The sequence below is a fragment of the Glycomyces dulcitolivorans genome (assembly GCF_003265355.1).
GTDB classification, from domain to species: Bacteria; Actinomycetota; Actinomycetes; order Mycobacteriales; family Micromonosporaceae; genus Glycomyces; species Glycomyces dulcitolivorans.
In genome coordinates, this window is the sequence record NZ_QFRW01000273.1 from 1 (window position 1) to 16,486 (window position 16,486).

Below are 16,486 nucleotides of genomic sequence, written 5' to 3' on the forward strand. Positions count from 1 at the left end.
TGGCGCGGCGGGCCGGCGCCGGGACGCCCGCGGCGCGGCCGTACCCGCGCGAGGCCATCGCCGCGGCCAGGTGCAGCGACCGGTCGAGCGCGTCGTGCAGGACCGGGGCGACGACGGTGCGCATGAGGTTCGCCGGAGTGCGGCTCGTGTTGCCGCGCAAGGCCCTCGCGCGCCGCACCCGCCCGACGCCCGCCACCAGTTGCGGCGCGACCGACAGCGCGACGACCACCGCGACGCTCACCTCGTACAGCGCCGCCGGAACCGACCGCAGCAGCCGCCGCGGGCTCGCCAGCGCGTTCGCCGCGCCCACGCACACCAGCAGCGTCGCCAGCCGCATCCCGTCGTACAGCGCCGCGAGCGCGCCTTCGGCGGTGACGGCCCCGCCGAGCCGGAACCCGGCCGCCCAGTCCGGGAGCGTCGCCGATGGAAGCGTGAACAGGACCGTCGGCCCGTCCGAGCCCCCGAAGACCACGTAGAACGCCATGCGGACCGCGACGGCGCTCAACCCGATGTAGAGGAACACGCGATACGCGCCCGACCAGGGCTCGTCGCCGCGGCAGAACGCCACGACCAGTCCGGCGACGGCGGCGATGAGGAGCAGCAGCCACGGGTTCGCGGTGCGCCCGGCGGCAGTCGCGAGCAGCAGCGCCCACGCCCACCACGCGACCGGGTGGGCGGTGCGGCGGCGCATCGGGCGGACGGCGGCGGGACTCGGCACGGTCAGGCGCGCCGGTCGCGTCGGAGCCGCCACACCACGAGCGCGCCGATCACGGCGAGCGCCGCGACGGCGATGACCCAGGTGAAGTCCCCGCCCCCGGACTCGGCCTCGGGAGCCGCGGTCGCGACGGCCTCGCCGGGCGCCACCGCGGGCGGCTCGGAGCCGTCCCCGAACGCCCAGCCTTCGAGGTCGCCCCGGTCGGGCGAGGCGTCAGCGCCGCCGACCATCGAATAGGTCCACTCCTCGTCGCCGGGGTTCGCGTGCCAGTACGACCAGTACGCGTCGGCGGGAGGCGAAGCGCCGCAATCGGTCTCGGGCAGCGCGTCGATGCGGCACACCATCCCGCGGATCGACGCCACCTCCGTGACGGAGAACCCGGCCTGCGCGAGCGCATCGAGCCCATCGCCCGGATCGGCCGCGCACCCGGTCTTCGGGTCGGTTGCGAGCGAACCGAAGTCCACCACCACGGTGACCCCGCCACAGGTCTCCTGCGCCCCGGCCGGCCCGGCGGGAACCCCGACCGCGGCGACGGCGGCGATCAGCACCGCGCCAAGAGAGGCGGCGCAGCGCCGAATCGCGGGCACCCGGGAGGACCCCCGGGGCTCGTCTCCAGAGCCCCCGATCGCAAGGGTGCCCGACAGGTACGACAACGGAACGAGTCGAATCAGCGCCCCCCGCAGCGAGCGGCTCCGCTCCCCGAGGTCGGGCATGTCCGAACTCGACACCCCCGAAGCCAAGGGTGGCTCGGGGGTACGACACTCCAGTCGCAGTCGCAGTCGCAGTCGCAGTCGCAGTCGCAGTCGCAGTCGCAGTCGGGACCGGAATCGGTGTCCGGGTAGGAGCGTCGGCGCTGAGGCGCTGACCGGTCCTGCCGTCGGCTGAGCCGGTCCGGCCCCCGAGGTCGGGGGTGTCCGATCTCGGGCCCCCCGGAACCAAGGGTGGCTCGGGGGTGTGACAGCGCGCATGCAGCGCCCGCCGATCCGGCGGGCGCTGCCTGCGCGTCGTTCGTGTCGGTGCACGGGCGGGACTACTTGTCCTTGCCCTCGTCCAAGTCGTCGGCCTTCGGCTCATCCGAAGCGGACTCGTCGGCGGCGTCCGCATCCGAAGCGTCCGAGGCGGACTCGTCGGCGGACTCGTCGCTCTCGGCGGGCGCGTCAGCGGCTTCGCCGTCCGCGGCAGGGGCATCAGTGTCAGCGGCCGGGGCCGCCTCCTCGGCGGAGCCGTCAGTCGCACCGCTGCGGCGGGCGCGGAGGGCGAAGGTGAGGATCAGGGCGCCGATGACGACGACCGCGGCGACGATCGCCCACGGCAGCCAGGAGGCCGAACCGGACTCGTCCTCCTCGGCGGCGGTGGTCTCGTCGCCCGCGTCGGCGGTCGTGCACGGGTCGGTCGTCACGGTCGCGGCAGCGCCCGAGGCGTCGAGGGTCGCAAGGTTCTGGCCCGCGATCGGGACGATCGCCTGGGCGGTCGCCAGCAGGCGGGTCGCCTCGCCGAAGTCCGGGTCCTCCGGGTCGGAGTACTTGACCGCGCCCGGGGCGTCGCCCGAGCAGTCGAACTGGAGCGTCAGCAGGAACGCCACGGCCCGCTCGGCCGCGTCGGCCCGGTCCGCGGCGAGGAACGCCTGCGCGGCCATCGCCGTCGAGTTCGCGTTCTCGCCGAAGCCGCCGTCGAACCCGCCGTCCTCGGCCTGCGCCGACTCCAGCCAGGCCACCGCCGACTCCAGGGAGGCCGAGGCCGGGTCGCCGAGCGTCACGAGCGCCGAGACGGCCAGGCCGGTCGTGTCCGGGTCGGACACGCAGTCGTCCCCGCCGTCGACGTCCGCGTAGTTGAACCCGCCGTCGGGGCACTGGATCGCCGCGAGCCCGGCCGCGGCCGTCTCGCCCGCGGGCGTGTCGGTGCGCGACAGGCCGAGCACGGCCCACGCCGTGGACCCGGCGGTCCCGTCGCCGTAGGTGCCGTTCGCGGCCTGCGCCGCGGTCACCTGGTCGGCGAGGGCGAGCCCGCCGAAGTCCGTCGGGTCGCCGCCGGCGGTCGCGACCGTGTACATGACCTTCCCGGCCGACCCGGCGTTGAAGCCGGTCGCGCCGTCGGCCGCCGTGTTCACGTACGGGTCGAGGATCGCCGGGTCGTTGAGCCACCCGAGGGTCGCCTCGACCTGGTCGCCGCCGACGCGGGCCGCGAGCAGTCCGAGGACCGCGTCCAGCGACGTCGCCGGGTCCTGGTTCCAGGACGTGCCGTCGGACTGCGCGACCAGCCAGGAGGACGCCGCCTCCGCGGGCGCGGCGAACGGCTCCGACTGGGCGTGGGCGGGCGAGGCCACGGTGAGCAGGGTGACGGGCAGGGCCGCTGCGGTGAGCAGACGGCCGGCAAGGTGGCGCATTGCCTGACCTTTCCTTGAGCGAGTTGGGTCTTCGGGCAGGCGGCGGCGCCGCAAGCGCCTGTAGACCACGACAGGCGTTGACATTTCCGGGGCGCGGCGGGCATTCGGGCTCACGCGGGTGGACCGGGCATGGATCGAGAAGGGTGCCCGGTTGTCGTCATGGGACGACCGCGACTACCGTTGCGGGTCAGCGCCGGCCTTTCACCGGACTTCCCCCGCCTGGCGCCTGTTCAGTTTGCGCTCATTCTCGTCGTATCCCGTCAGGAGTGTCAAGCCGAACCGCTTCGCAGTGCGACCGTTCACTCGCACCTCGTGAGTCAACTCCCGCCTTCCGGTTATTGACCCGTAGCACCGGGTGTCGATACGGTGCACAACGTGAGCAGAAATAAGAACGCCGATTTGGACAGAGTCCTGCGCGCTGCGACACGGGTGTTCCTGGACCGGGGGTTCTCCGCGACCTCCATGTCGGACCTCGTGGCCGCCACCGGCATGAACCGCGCCGGGCTCTATGCCGCGTTCGGCTCCAAGCATCAGCTGTACATCACGGCGCTGCAACGATATAGGGACGACACCGAACCCGAGCTGCGAGCCATAGCCCGCCGCGCCGCCGAACCCGGGACCGGCGACGAGCAGGCGGGCGACGCGCTCGGGGCGATCGGCGACCTCCTCGACGTCGTCGTCCGCCACTCCAAGGAGGGCGGGTTCATCGTGCGCGCCGCCGTCGAACTCGCCGACGACCCCGCGACCGTGCGCCGCGTCCAGGACGCCTGGAACGACCTGGAGCACGACCTCGCCGCGATCCTCGCCCGCGCCGTCGAACTGGGCGAACTCGACCCCGCCGCCGACCCCGACCGCCTGGCCCGCACCGCACTCGTGTTCGTGCAGGGCGCGCTCGTCACCGGCCACGCCGACGAGGACGAGAGCCGCCTCGCCGACGCCGCCGCCGGCCTGGTCGACCTCCTGGCCTCCTACAGGCCCTCGGCCACCGCCGCGCCGATCCGCAGCCAGGCCGCGGATGACGCCTTGCTCAACGAGTCGTAGCGGATCGGCTCGCCCGAGTCGAGCAGCTTCTCGTACGGCGCCAGCAGCACCGCCCGGGTCCGGGCCGCGAAGTGCCGCTGCACCGCCGGCAGGTCCACGTCCTTGCGGTGGGCCGGCATCGACACCACCGACACCGCGCCGCGCACCAGGTCGCGCCGCCCGGTCTGCTCCAGGTGGTCGAGCATCCTCGCCGCGGTCTCCGCCGAGTCGTTGCGCGCCGACATCGTCACCACCAGCTGGTCGGTCGCGTCGATCGCCGCCTGCCAGTTCGCGGCCCGCACGTTGTTGCCCGTGTCGACCACGATCAGCTTGTAGAACCGCGACACCGCCTCCCGCAGGTCCCCGAACGACTGCGCCGTCAGCATCTCCCCGGCCGTCGCCGACTCGTCCGAGGCGAGCACGTCGAACATCGCGCCGCCCTGGGCGCGCACGTACTGCGACAGGTCGCCGATCCGCCCCGTCGGGCCCTTGAAGTGGTCGAGGTCCCGCAGCAGGTCGCGGACAGTGCGCACGTGGAAGTCCTGCTGGGCACGCATGCCCAGCGTCCCCTGCGTCTCGTTGTTGTCCCACGCGAGCACGTACCCGCCCCTGTGGCGCCCGAACGTCATGGCCAGCATGAGGACCGCGACGGTCTTGCCCGCCCCGCCCTTCGGGTTCACGACGGTGATCTGGCGCAGGCCCCCGAAGTTGCGGCGCACCGTCTCGACCGCGCGCTGCTTCGCGCGCTCGCGCGGGCCCGGCGGGAGGGCGACCATGCCGAGCGAGAACCGGTGCAGGGCGCCGCGCAGGCCCGTCTCGGCGACCGGCGGGCGCGGCGGCACGACCCGGCGGGACGCGAAGTCGTCGGCGGTGACGCCGATCCGCTCCAGCGCGCCGGCGTGGTCGGGGAACACCGGCACCGGCAGGTGCGCGGGAGGACCTTGGGAGGGCTCTCCCAAGTTACGGCTCGCAAGCGTCGCCGAGGCTGTCGGCCAGCCGTCGGCGGCCTGCGGCGCGGCCGGCATCGGCGTCGCGGGGGGCGGCGGGGCGCTCGGCACGTGGTCGGCGGTGCGCGGGTTGCGGACGGCCTCCGCACCGGCCGCGTACTGCGCGTTCACCTCCGGGGGTGCGAACGGGGACCAGGCGGGAGCATCCGGCCGGTGCAGAGGAACGGTGTCCTCTTCGGTGTGCTCCATCGGTACTCCCAGCGTGAGACGGCGGTTACCCGCCTATTGTGTCCCATGCCTGCGTGTCCGCGCGGGAACTCCGCGTGGTCGGGCCGCGTGTGCTAGAGCAGCCGCGGCTGCTCAGGGCCCGAGCGGATCTGAGGGACCATCCCGAATGGACTGAACAGCCCCTGGTCCACATCGGCCAGGAGCGGCGATCCGGAACCGGTGTGGGAGACGTAGGCGAGGTCCCTGGTCCGCCCGAGCGCGACGTACAGCTCGCGCCGGGCCGCGGCCGTGTTCGGCCAGTCCTCGGCGCTCACGCCCGTGAGGCACACCACGCGGTACTCGCCGTCGGCGGCCTCGGCGACCGACAGGCCGTCCGGGCCGATGACCGCGAGCTCCTCGGGGGCGACCCCGAGCTCGGCGAGCCGGTCGGTGAGGGCCTCCACGAACCGCTTCTCGTCGTCGGCGTCGACCGCGAAGTACCGGCCGATCCCCGAGCCCTCCAGGGCCGGGCGCTCGGGCTGCACGAGGCGGCCCGGGACGCGGCTGATCGGCTCGATCACCTGCGAGGCGGCGACGAGGACCGCGGCGGGGCTGCGGTGGTTGCGTGACAGGCGCATTACGTGCGCCTGCGGGAACTGCTCCCCGAACGCCGCGAACGCGGCCGGCTCCCCGGTGCACAGCGCCGAGTCCGGGTCGCCGGTGGCGGTCACGTCCGCCTCGGGCCCGCGGTGCTCGGTGAGCTGGCGGAACAGCCGCATCGGCATGCGCGGCAGGTCATCGATGAACAGGTGCCCGAGTTCAGGCGGGGACGCGGCCGCGAAGTCGTCGAACTCGGCGACGGTGATCGCGGCGGCCTCGCGGCCCAGGAGCGTGCCCAGTTCGCGGCGGATGCGCGCGGCGCCCGCCGTGGACGCGGCCAGCACCAGGCACTGCCGCGCGGGCACGCCCAGCTCCTGCACCAGGTAGGCGGTGCGGCGGATGAGCAGGTGGGTCTTCCCGGTCCCGGGCGAGGCGTTGATGAGCAGCGGCCCGCGGCCGGCGGAGGCGGCGACGCGCTGCATCGCGTCCAGGGAGTCGAGCAGGCCCGCGCCCACCTCGTCCATGCCGGTGAGCAGTGGGGCGGACTCCAGCCACGGGTCGGGCGTCCGCGTCGTCAACGCCGGCTCGGGCATGGGCACGGCTTCGCGGACGTATCTGGAGTGGGGCCGGTGCGGGCGGCGTCGCCGCTCGGCGGTGGTCCGCATGTCGGCCGAGAGCTCGAACAGCGGTGACGCCACCTGCGGCTGCTTTCGTTCATCAGGACGGCGCACACATGCATCCTCGCAGACAGTCGACGCACCCGAGCCAGCGGCTCCCGCCCCCGACAGCGTCACCCGCCCGGAATCCACCCCGATCCGGGCCGCGCACCTGCCGCCACCGGCGAACGCGCACCGTGTCGGACCTCTGGCATACGGTCATGGATAGGGGACTCCGCGAAGGACAAATCCGGAATATCCGGATTCACGTTTCACTCGCGCGAACGACCGCCGCCGCGTGCCGGTCTCACCCGCCCGCGAACGGCGGCAGCACCTCGACCACGACCCCGGCCGGCAGCGCCGTCGCCGGGTCCTTCGCGGCCAGGCCGTCCACCAGCAGCGTCGACGCCGACAGCACCTTGTCGAGCACCGGGCCGTGCCGCTGCGCCAGGACCGCCTTGAGCTCGCCGACGTCGGCGGCGCTCACCTGCTCCTCGCCGCGCCCCGCGGCCGCCTTCGCGCCCGCGAAGTACCGCACCGTGACCACCCTCAGCCCCCGATCGCCGACATCGGCCGGGACGGCTGGAGGAACGACGGGTCGTCGATCCCGTGCCCGGGGAGCTTGCCCCACATGGCCTCGCGCCACCGCTCGGCGACCTCCGCATCCGCGGCGCCCTCGCGCAGGAGCCCGCGCAGGTCGGTCTCGCCGCGCGCGAACAGGCAGTTGCGGACCTGCCCGTCGGCGGTGAGGCGGGTGCGGTCGCAGTCGCCGCAGAACGGGCGCGTGACCGAGCCGATGACGCCCACCTTCGCGGGCCCGCCGTCGACCAGCCACGTCTCGGCCGGCGCCGACCCGCGGTGCGCGGGGTCGGGCGCGAGGTCGAACTCGGCGCGGAGCGCGTCGAGGATCTCGGCGGCGGTGACCATCTCGTCACGGCGCCACACCCCGGCGGCGTCGAGCGGCATCTGCTCGATGAACCGCAGCTCGTAGCCGTGCTCGATCGCGAAGCGCAGCAGCGCGGGCGCCTCCGAGTCGTTGACGCCGCGCATGAGGACGGTGTTGATCTTGACGGGCGCGAGCCCGGCGGCCGCCGCGCCCTCGATGCCCCGCAGCGTCGCGTCGAGGCGGTCGCGCTTGGCGAGCTCCTTGAACGTGCCCGCTTCGAGCGTGTCAAGGGAGACGTTGACCCGGTCGAGTCCGGCGCCGACGAGCGCCTCGGCGAGGCGGTCGAGGCCGATCGCGTTGGTGGTCAAGGAGATCTCGGGGCGCGGCTCCAGGGCCGCGGCCTCGCGGACGATGTCGGTGAGGCCCGGGCGCAGGAGCGGTTCGCCGCCGGTGAAGCGCACTTCGCGCACGCCGAGGTCGCGGACGGCGATGCGGACGAGGCGCGAGACCTCGTCGTCGGTGAGGAGTTCGGGCTTCGGCAGCCACGGGAGGCCGGCTTCGGGCATGCAGTAGGCGCAGCGCAGGTTGCAGCGGTCGGTGAGGGAGACGCGCAGGTCGGTCGCGGTGCGCCCGTGCCGGTCCCGCAGGGCGCCGGGGCCCTGCGCGCGCGCCTCGCGGGCGCCGGGTGCGGGGATCGGTGCAGGCATGGTTCGAGCGTAGTCCCCCACTATGACAGTTTCGTAAAGTGAGACACGAGTCCCATGAGTTGGGAGCGGTAGGCGCGGCCGAACAGGGTCGTGTGGACCAGGAGCGGGAACAGCTGGTGCAGCGGCGTGCGCTCCTGCCAGCAGTCGGCCAGCGGCGCGGCCTCGTCGTACGCCGCGAGGATCGTCTCCAGCAGGGGCGTGCCGCCCCACAGGCGCAGGTTCGCCAGGTCGGTCTCGCGGTGGCCGCCGTGCGCGGCCGGGTCGATGAGCCGGGCCCCGTCGGCGCCCCACAGGACGTTGCCCCACCACAGGTCGCCGTGGACGCGCGCGGGCGGCTCCTCCGGTCCGGCGAGCCGGTCGAGCCGCGCGGCGAGCGCCTCGATCGCGGCCGCGTCGGCGGCGTCGAGCGCCCCGTTGTCGCGTGAGGGTTTCAGGTACGGGGCGATCCGCCGGGCCGCGTACCACTCGGCCCAGGTGGAACCGGCCGGGTCGTTGTCCATGAAGGTCTCGCCGATGTAGCCGCGCCAGGGTGCGCCGAACCGGTCGGCGCCCGCCAGGTGCATTTGCGCGAGTTCGCGCCCGAGCCCGGCGGCGTGTTCTGGTGACGGTTCGACCGTCTCGATCCACGGCTCCACCAGCATCGCGTCGTCGGCGTACAGCACCGGCACGACGGCCGCCGCGGCCTCGCCGAGCCACCGCAGCCCGTTCGCCTCGGCCGCGAGGTAGCCGGGGGCGCGGCCCTCGGCGAACTTCGCGAACAGGTGCGACCCGTCGTCGAAGGTGAGCCGCTGCGCCGACGCCGAACCGGCGCTCGGGGTCTCCAGCGGCATCGAGAAGTCGTTGGCCTTCACCGGGGTCGTGCGCACCCGCTGGTGCTCGATGAGCTGCGGCAGCAGGCGGAGGTCGACATCGGATGCAGGGTTCACGCCCCCAACGGTAGTCGCTGCGGCGCCCGTCCGCGCGTGCTGTGTTGAAGCGCCGGCGACTTCGGCGCCCGGCGGGGCGCGGTGGCGTCGGCGCCCTCGGCACTCGGCGGGTCCACGGTGGCGCTGGCGTCTTCGGACTTCGACGGGTCCATGGTGGCGTCGGCGCCTCCGGTACTCGCTGGGTCCGCTGCGGCGCGGCAATGCCATTCGCGCCGAAGCGGTCGCGAGGCTTCGCCGCCGTGGGAACGGAACCGGGCCGGGCCGCGAAGCGGCCCGGCCCTTGCGGTGCGCGGTTCTCAGTCGGTGTGGAACCGGCGGCGGCGTTTTGTCGGTGGCCGCCGGTACGGTCGTGTCGGTCGGGCGGCCCGGCATGCGGGTGCCGGGTCGCCCGACCGGCCGAAGTCAGCGGCCGCTCTAGCCGAGCTTCGCCGCCACGAAGTCGATGGCCTCGGTGAGCTTGGCGGTGTCCGCTGGGTCCACCGCCGGGTAGGTGGCGATGCGCAGCTGGTTGCGGCCCAGCTTGCGGTACGGCTCGGTGTCGACGACGCCGTTGGCTCGCAGCACCTTCGCGATCTCAGCGGCGTCGACGCCCTCGAAGTCGACCGTGGCGACCACGTTCGAGCGAAGGGAGGGGTCGGTCACGAACGGAGTCGCGTACGTGCTCGCGTCGGCCCACGAGTAGATCGCGCCGGCCGACTCGGCGCAGCGCTTGGCGGCGGCGTCGAGCCCGCCCGCGGCGTTGAGCGCGTCGACCTGCTCGGCGGCGAGCACCACAGTGGCCACCGCCGGCGTGTTGTACGTCTGCTCCTTGCGGGAGTTGTCGATCGCGGTCTTCAGGTCGAGGAACGCGGGGATGTACCGGCCGGAGGCGGCGATGCGCTCGGCGCGCTCGATCGCGGCGGGGCTGAGGATCGCGATCCACAGGCCGCCGTCGGAGGCGAGGCCCTTCTGCGGCGCGAAGTAGTAGCAGTCGGTCTCGGTGAGGTCGACCGGCAGGCCCGCGGCGGCGGAGGTCGCGTCGTGGAGCATGAGCGCGCCCTCGTGCGCGACGCGCTTGACGTCCACGGCCACGCCGGTGGAGGTCTCGTTGTGCGGGGTGGCGTAGACGTCCACGCCCTCCTCGTACGACAGGTACGCGGCGGTGCCGGGCTCGGCGGTGACGATCGTCGGGTCGCCCAGGTGCGGGGCGATCTTGATCGCCTTCGCGAACTTGGAGCCGAACTCGCCGAAGGTCGCGGCCTGCGCCCGGTCGTCGACGAGGCCGAACACGGCGACCTCCCAGAACGCGGTCGCGCCGCCGACGCCGAGGACGACCTCGTAGCCGTCGGGGAGCGCGAAGAACTCGGCGAGGCCGGCGCGCAGGCGCCCGACCTGCGACTTCACGGCCTTCTGGCGGTGGGAGGTGCCCATGACGGACCTGCCGAGACCGGACAGCGCGCTGATCGCCTCGGACGGCACCTTGGAGGGGCCGGATCCGAAGCGCCCGTCGGCGGGCAGCAGCTCTGCGGGGATGGTGATCTGGTCGGTCACGGTAAGGCTCCCATCTGGGTCGGTCCTGCGCCTCACTGTAAACCCGGGCCTGCGGGGCGTGATCGCGCGGGCCCGGCCCGGCCGCAGGCTGGGACGTGAGGACCGGCAGGTCAGGCCGCGGGCTCCCACCCGACGGGCGGGGGCGCGCCGGGTCCGGCCTGCGCCGTCCACAGCTCGCCGTCGGCGGCGAGGGCCCACAGACGGAGGGACCCGTCGGAGCCGAACGCGGCCGCCGGGCGCTTGAGGACGGTGACGTCGCCGCGCGTCCACGGCCGCGACAGGAGCGCGTAGCCGCCGCCGTGGTCGAGGTCGGCGAGGTCGAGGACGAGCACCGCGGGGGCGCCGGAGCCGTCGTCGCACGCGACGGCGAGGGCCCCGTCGGGGCCGATGGCGACCGTGGGGGCGAGGATGCCGCCTTCGAGGGGGATCAGCGTCCCGGTCCACGCCTCGCTCTGTCCGAAGTGGAGGACGACGTCGCTGCTGCCGGCGGCGCGGGAGGCGATGACGGCCCGCCCGTCCGGGGCCTGGACGGCGGTGACGGCGCCGGCGGGGATGTGGACGGCGCCGTCGGGTCCGGGCAGGTCGAGGTCGCGGTGGGTCCAGGTCGTCCCGTCGCCCTCCCAGGCGGCGGTGTTGCCGGGGGTGGCGGCGACGATCGTGAAGGCCCCGGCGGCGCCGAACGCGGCGGGGGCCTCATGGACGGCGGGACCGTCGAGACTCGTCCACTCGCCCCAGGCGGCACCGGTGCGGGTGCGGACGGCGAGGCCCCCGTCGGGGCCGCGCAGGCAGACGACGGCGGTCGTGCCGTCGTCGGCGGCGGCGGGCTGCCCGACGGTGCGGGCGGGCGCGCCGGTCCCGGCCGGATTGCCGAGGTCCTCCCACTCGCCGGTGGCGAGGTCGAGGCAGTGGAGGTCGCGGGTGTGCCCGGCGGGGTCGCGGGTGAAGCCGGGGCTGACGGCGTAGAGCCGGTTCCCGGCGCGGGTGAGCGAGGGGAGCAGCACGGGCCCGCCGAGGTCGGTCCAGCCATCGGTGCTGAGGATCGCGGCCCGGCCGCCGCGGACCGCGGCCGCCAGGATTTCGCCGTCGACCTCGGCCGCCGCGAGCGCCTGCGTGTAGCGGGGGTGGGTGGCGTGGCCGTACGTGGTCCCGGCGCCGGGGCCGACGATGAGCCGGTCGCCGCATCCGGCCGCGTGGTCGCAGCCGGCGCCGTCGGCCCACGCGTACGCGTCGAGCGCGCCGCCCTTGGCCTCCAGGTCGGCCGGGCCGAGGTTCCCGGGCCAGCGCCGGTTGTAGTAGCCGCGCCAGGACTCGACGGCCTTCGCGCCGCCCCAGGCGTTGACGGCGTCCCACGCGAAGAGCGCGGCCGCGGTGTGGTCGATGTGGTCGGAGTAGCCGTCCTGCTCGGCACCGAGCCGCTCGCCGACGACCGGGTCCGGGTCGGGGTCGAGCGTGTTGACCGCGACCGGCGCGTACCGCTCCAGCAGCTCGACCAGGCTGGCGCGCACGGTCGCGCGGTCCACCGTCGACTCGGAGGTGAGCGGCGAGTCGGCGGGCGGCAGGACCGCCGAGGCGTCCAGGCGGCCCTCCCACAGGGCCAGGAGCCGCGTGAAGTCGCCGGTGACGCGCCCGAGGTTCGTCCACAGGGAGCAGAGCACGAGGTGCACTTCGGGCCGGTCGCGCAGGACGCACAGCTCGACGTCCTGCCCGGAGTCGAGGGTGGCCCGCGTCCGGTCCCAGGGGGCGTCGGGGTCGCCGAGGGCCATGAGCGCGTAGGCGCGGCGCAGGCCGTTGCCGCGCGCGGCGGCGTACCCGGCGTAGTCGACGGGGGCCGCGGTGTCCCACGTGTTGCGCCCGTCGGCCTCGCCCGCGGTGAGGACCACGGTGCACAGGTTCGCGCCGTCGTCGAGGAGGCGGGCGACCCGCGGGTTGAGGAAGTACAGGCAGTCGTCGGCGTGCGCGCCGATCTGCATGTGGACGGGGCCGGTGCGGGGCGGCTCGGGGTAGGACGCGCCGGTGGCGGCGTCCCACACCGCGCGGGTGGCCTCGGCCGCCGCGGCGGTCACGGCCAGCCCGGCGAGGCCGCCGACCAGGAGGTCGCGGCGGCGCAGGTGCGGCCGGGGGGAGGTCATGGGGCGTCTCGTTCGGGTGGGTCAGGGGGTGCGGGCCGATACTATCCCGAACACGCATACCGGAGGAGAACGCCCGCAACCGGTGCGGGGAACGCGAAGCGGCCCGCACCCCGGAGGGCGCGGGCCGCTTTCAGCGCGTCGGGCCTACTGCCAGCCCTCGACCTCGTCGAGGCCGCGCGGGCCCGGGCCGACGTAGGTCGCGGAGGGGCGCACGATCCGGCCGAGCTTCTTCTGCTCCAGGATGTGGGCGCTCCAGCCGGCCACGCGGGCGCAGGTGAAGATCGGCGTGAACAGCTCCGGCGGGACCTCGGCGAAGTCGAGGAGCACCGCGGACCAGAACTCGACGTTGGTGGCGAGGACGCGGTCGGGCTTGCGGGCGCGCAGCTCGGCGAGGGCCGCGGTCTCCAGGGCCTCGGCGACCTCGTAGCGCGGGGCGCCCAGGGCCTTGGCGGCGGCGCGGAGCACGCGCGAGCGCGGGTCCTCGGCGCGGTAGACGCGGTGGCCGAAGCCCATGAGGCGCTCGCCCGAGTCCAGCAGGTTCTTGACGTAGCCGTCGGCGTCGCCGGACTTCTCGACGCCCTCGATCATGTGGAGCACGCGCGAGGGGGCGCCGCCGTGGAGCGGGCCCGACAGCGCGCCGATGCCGGAGGAGATCGCCGCGGCGGCGTCGGCCCCGGTGGAGGCGACCACGCGCGAGGTGAAGGTGGAGGCGTTCATGCCGTGCTCGGCGGCCGACATCAGGTACGTGTCGACGGCCTTGACGTGCGCCGGGTCCGGCTCGCCGCGCCAGCGGCGCATGAAGCGCTCGGTGATGGTCTCGGCCTTGTCGATCTCCGACTGGGGCACGGCCGGGCGGCCGGATCCGCGCGCCGACTGGGCGATGAACGACAGAGTGGTGACCGACACTCGGGCGAGATCGTCCCGGGCGGTCTCGTCGTCGATGTCGAGCAGCGGCTGGAGGCCCCAGTACGGGGCGAGCATGGCGACCGCGGCCTGGGCGTCGACGCGGGTGTCGCCAGAGGAGACCGGGACGGGCACGGGCTCGGCGGCGGGCAGGCCGCTCCCGAACTTCCCGTCCACGAGGAGTCCCCATACGTCGCCGTAGGTGCTCTGCGCTACCAGGTCCTGGATATCCACCCCGCGGTAGCGGAGCGAACCACCCTCTTTGTCAGGCTCGGCGATCTCGGTTTCGAAGGCGATGACGCCCTCGAGGCCGGGCTTGAACTCAGACATCGTTGTACTCCTGAGTGTGTTGTCCCTGTGGTTGCCGACCGGGGGCTTCCGGGAGGCGACGGTTCGTAGTTATCTGGAAATGGTGCCTCAAGGCCGTCCGCTACGGAAGTGCCCGCGGCGCGGGGGTGATCCTGAATGGCGGTACGGAAGTGGCGCAAAATATGAGACAAGCATCGTGAGCTTCGTGGTTTGTCCAATTTTGCCGCTTTTGATGGGAGGGTTTCAATAATGAGTCTTGTTGGTTTCAACGGTTTCCTGCGATCTCGCCCACATCGACACGCGTGCCGCAGGTCATCCGCCATGAGCTAACGTCAAAGCACATCCAGCCCATCGATAACGACATGGAGGTAACCCCTATGGCGCTGTCCGGCGAGCAATGGGTGATCGCCTACAACGACCACGAGGCCACCATCGTCGCTGTCGGCGGCGGAGTGCGCTCGTACTCCTACCGGGGACGGCCGGTGGTCATGACCTACGGCGACGAGGAACTCGCCCCCGGCTGGTCCGGCCACATGCTGGCCCCCTGGCCCAACCGCATCCGCGACGGCAAGTACTCCTACGACGGCACCGACTACCAGCTCCCGGTCAACGAGATCGAGACCAACACCTCGCTCCACGGGTTCGTCGCCTGGGCCGAATGGTCCGCCGTCGAGGTCACCGACACCTCCGTCACCCTCGAATGCCGCCTCCCGGCCCGCCTCGGCTACCCCTGGACGCTGCAACTGCGCACCCGCTGGTCCGTCGGCCCCGGGGGCCTCCGCGCCGCCCACACCGTCTCGAACCCCGGCACCAAGACCGCCCCGTTCGGCTTCGGGACCCACTCCTACCTCCTCCCCGGCTCCCTGGAGCGGATTGACGAGGCCACCCTCCACGTCCCCGCCACCAAGAAGCTGCGGCTCGACAAGCAGCGCATCCCCGTCGGCTCCGGCGCCGGCGACTTCGACGAGCCGACCGTCCTCAAGGACCTCGTCATCGACGACGCCTACGGCGAACTCAAGCGCGGCTCCGACGGGAAGGCCGAAGTCCGGCTCGCCGACCCCGTCTCCGGCCAGGCCGTCACCGTCTGGATGGACGAGTCGTTCCCCTGGGTCCACATCTACACCTCCGACGGCCTCGACGGCGACCGCAGGCGCGCCTCCGTCGCCATCGAACCGACCACCTGCCCGCCGAACGCCTTCGCCACCGGCGAGGATCTCATCGAGCTCTCGCCCAGCGAGGCCTGGTTCGGCGTCTGGGGCATCCGCCCCGAATAGGAACCGCGAACGCGCACGAGGGACCGTCCCGCCGGGACGGTCCCTCGTTTGCGTCCACCGAGTTATCCACAGGCCCCGGACCCGAAGTTATCCACAGGCCCGAAATTTTTCCTCGACAGTTCCCGGCCCCACCGGTCAAGGTTGCTCCAAGTCACGCGAACACCACTGAGCGTAGGAGCAATCATGGCCGCGACACTCGACCGCACCACCGCCACCGCCGCACCCGCGGCCGAATCCCTCCTCGTCACCGCCGACGACCGGCTCGCCGAGGAGGTCGCCCCGCTCGCCGCCGCGGCCGGACACCCGCTCCGCCGCGTCGAGCACGCACTCGACGCCGAGAGCACCTGGCAGAAGGCCCCCATGGTCCTCGTCGGACCCGACCTCGCCCCCGAATGCATCGCCTGCGACTTCCCCACCCGCGACCACCTCATCCTCTGCACCACCATGGCCTGGCTCGGCGCCGACTCCACCGACGCCTCCATGCTCTGGCCCCTCGCCATCCAGATGCGCGCCGGCAGCGTCATCGCCCTCCCCGGCGCCGACCAATGGCTCATCGACCTCTTCACCCGCACCGCCCTCGACACCGAACCCGCACCCGTCGTCGCCACCGTCGCCGGACACGGCGGCGCCGGCGCCTCCACCCTCGCCCTCGCCGCGGCCACCGACGCCGCCCGCGACGGGCAGCGCACCGTCCTCATCGACCTCGACCACACCGGCGGCGGCATCGACGCCGCCGCCGGACTCGCCTCCCAACCGGGCTGGCGCTGGCCGTCCCTGATCGGCGGCACCGGGCTCCTCGACCCGGAGCGGTTCCTCGACGGCCTGCCCCGGCGCGGCGGCCTCCACGTCGTCGGCCCCGACCCGCGCAACCCCGCCGACGTCCCGGCCGAAGTCTTCGACCAGGTCCTGCGCGCCGCCCGCCTCGCCGCCGACCTCGTCGTGGTCGACCTGCCCCGCTCGCGCACCGACGCAGGCGTGCGGGCCGCCACGGCCGCCCGCTCGGTCGCGGTCGCGATCGGACCGGGCGACCGCTCCTGGGAGGCCGCCCGCAGCGTCACGGCCGCGTACGGCCTCTACAACGCCCACCTCGGGGTGGTCCTGCGCGGCGACGCCAGGCCCCGCCCGTCGGGCGTCTCCTGGGACGGCCCGCTCGAAGCGCACTGGTCCGAACCGCCGGTGTGGGGCGCGCTGCCCACCGACCGGCGCCTGCCGGCCCTGCTCCGCCAGGGCCGCGTCCCGCGCGGGCGCCTCGCCCGCGGCATCCACGACCTCACCGCGGAGCTCAGCCGCGAAC

Annotated in this window: 13 protein-coding genes, 1 pseudogene and 1 riboswitch; of the genes and pseudogenes, 3 read left to right on the top strand and 11 right to left on the bottom strand. The window is 73.8% G+C overall.

The window, feature by feature from the left end; genetic code table 11:
• From DI269_RS18100 to DI269_RS18110, 3 genes are all read right to left on the bottom strand, one after another.
• On the bottom strand, nt 1-718 hold a 718-nt coding region (locus DI269_RS18100; RefSeq protein WP_232822800.1), incomplete at its 3' end, for an energy-coupling factor transporter transmembrane protein EcfT.
• A 2-nt stretch (nt 719-720) separates the two neighbouring features.
• Entirely contained in the window at nt 721-1,263 is a 543-nt protein-coding gene (locus tag DI269_RS18105; protein WP_112138402.1) for a hypothetical protein, read from the bottom strand.
• Between the two features lie 482 nt (nt 1,264-1,745).
• Nucleotides 1,746-3,098, bottom strand: a complete 1,353-nt coding sequence (locus DI269_RS18110; protein WP_112138404.1) for a prenyltransferase/squalene oxidase repeat-containing protein — start codon at nt 3,096-3,098, stop codon at nt 1,746-1,748.
• A 121-nt stretch (nt 3,099-3,219) separates the two neighbouring features.
• A riboswitch (cobalamin riboswitch) is annotated at nt 3,220-3,363 on the bottom strand.
• A gap of 110 nt (nt 3,364-3,473) precedes the next feature.
• Between DI269_RS18110 and DI269_RS18115 the strand changes: the two genes are divergently transcribed.
• Complete coding sequence (locus DI269_RS18115) at nt 3,474-4,139, top strand: TetR/AcrR family transcriptional regulator (protein WP_198667532.1); 666 nt, start codon at nt 3,474-3,476, stop codon at nt 4,137-4,139.
• Here the strand turns inward: DI269_RS18115 and DI269_RS18120 are convergent.
• From DI269_RS18120 to DI269_RS18155, 8 genes and pseudogenes are all read right to left on the bottom strand, one after another.
• A pseudogene (locus DI269_RS18120) lies at nt 4,067-5,302 on the bottom strand (MinD/ParA family ATP-binding protein); the annotation flags it as partial. The gene DI269_RS18115 and the pseudogene DI269_RS18120 overlap by 73 nt on opposite strands.
• A 104-nt stretch (nt 5,303-5,406) precedes the next feature.
• Nucleotides 5,407-6,570: a UvrD-helicase domain-containing protein gene (locus tag DI269_RS18125; protein ID WP_112138408.1), complete on the bottom strand. Its 1,164-nt coding sequence runs from the start codon at nt 6,568-6,570 to the stop codon at nt 5,407-5,409.
• A gap of 265 nt (nt 6,571-6,835) precedes the next feature.
• Nucleotides 6,836-7,075, bottom strand: coding sequence for a MoaD/ThiS family protein (locus DI269_RS18130; RefSeq protein WP_112138410.1), 240 nt, complete (start codon nt 7,073-7,075; stop codon nt 6,836-6,838).
• Nucleotides 7,076-7,077: 2 nt separating this feature from the next.
• A complete protein-coding gene (gene moaA / locus DI269_RS18135; RefSeq protein ID WP_112138412.1) occupies nt 7,078-8,121 on the bottom strand; it encodes a GTP 3',8-cyclase MoaA in 1,044 nt (347 codons plus the stop codon).
• 20 nt (nt 8,122-8,141) lie between these two features.
• On the bottom strand, nt 8,142-9,047 hold the full coding sequence (locus DI269_RS18140; RefSeq protein WP_198667534.1) for a fructosamine kinase family protein: 906 nt from the start codon (nt 9,045-9,047) through the stop codon (nt 8,142-8,144).
• A 414-nt stretch (nt 9,048-9,461) separates the two neighbouring features.
• Nucleotides 9,462-10,577, bottom strand: a complete 1,116-nt coding sequence (gene serC / locus DI269_RS18145) for a phosphoserine transaminase (RefSeq protein WP_198667535.1) — start codon at nt 10,575-10,577, stop codon at nt 9,462-9,464.
• Between the two features lie 110 nt (nt 10,578-10,687).
• Nucleotides 10,688-12,706: a PIG-L family deacetylase gene (locus DI269_RS18150; RefSeq protein ID WP_112138414.1), complete on the bottom strand. Its 2,019-nt coding sequence runs from the start codon at nt 12,704-12,706 to the stop codon at nt 10,688-10,690.
• Nucleotides 12,707-12,850: 144 nt separating this feature from the next.
• Nucleotides 12,851-13,939, bottom strand: coding sequence for a citrate synthase 2 (locus tag DI269_RS18155; protein WP_112138416.1), 1,089 nt, complete (start codon nt 13,937-13,939; stop codon nt 12,851-12,853).
• A 341-nt stretch (nt 13,940-14,280) separates the two neighbouring features.
• On the opposite strand from DI269_RS18155, the gene DI269_RS18160 reads away from it, so the two are divergent.
• Nucleotides 14,281-15,192: an aldose 1-epimerase family protein gene (locus DI269_RS18160; protein ID WP_232822802.1), complete on the top strand. Its 912-nt coding sequence runs from the start codon at nt 14,281-14,283 to the stop codon at nt 15,190-15,192.
• A gap of 183 nt (nt 15,193-15,375) precedes the next feature.
• Nucleotides 15,376-16,486 (top strand): septum site-determining protein Ssd (gene ssd, locus DI269_RS18165; RefSeq protein ID WP_112138420.1); only part of this gene is annotated, 1,111 nt, incomplete at its 3' end.

Excerpts from the sequence above, each read along its gene's own strand:
- DI269_RS18110 (WP_112138404.1), bottom strand. The coding sequence starts at position 3,098 with ATGCGCCACCTTGCCGGCCGTCTGCTCACCGCAGCGGCCCTGCCCGTC.
- moaA (WP_112138412.1), bottom strand. The coding sequence starts at position 8,121 with ATGCCTGCACCGATCCCCGCACCCGGCGCCCGCGAGGCGCGCGCGCAG.
- DI269_RS18150 (WP_112138414.1), bottom strand. The coding sequence starts at position 12,706 with ATGACCTCCCCCCGGCCGCACCTGCGCCGCCGCGACCTCCTGGTCGGC.
- DI269_RS18155 (WP_112138416.1), bottom strand. The coding sequence starts at position 13,939 with ATGTCTGAGTTCAAGCCCGGCCTCGAGGGCGTCATCGCCTTCGAAACC.
- DI269_RS18160 (WP_232822802.1), top strand. The coding sequence starts at position 14,281 with ATGGAGGTAACCCCTATGGCGCTGTCCGGCGAGCAATGGGTGATCGCC.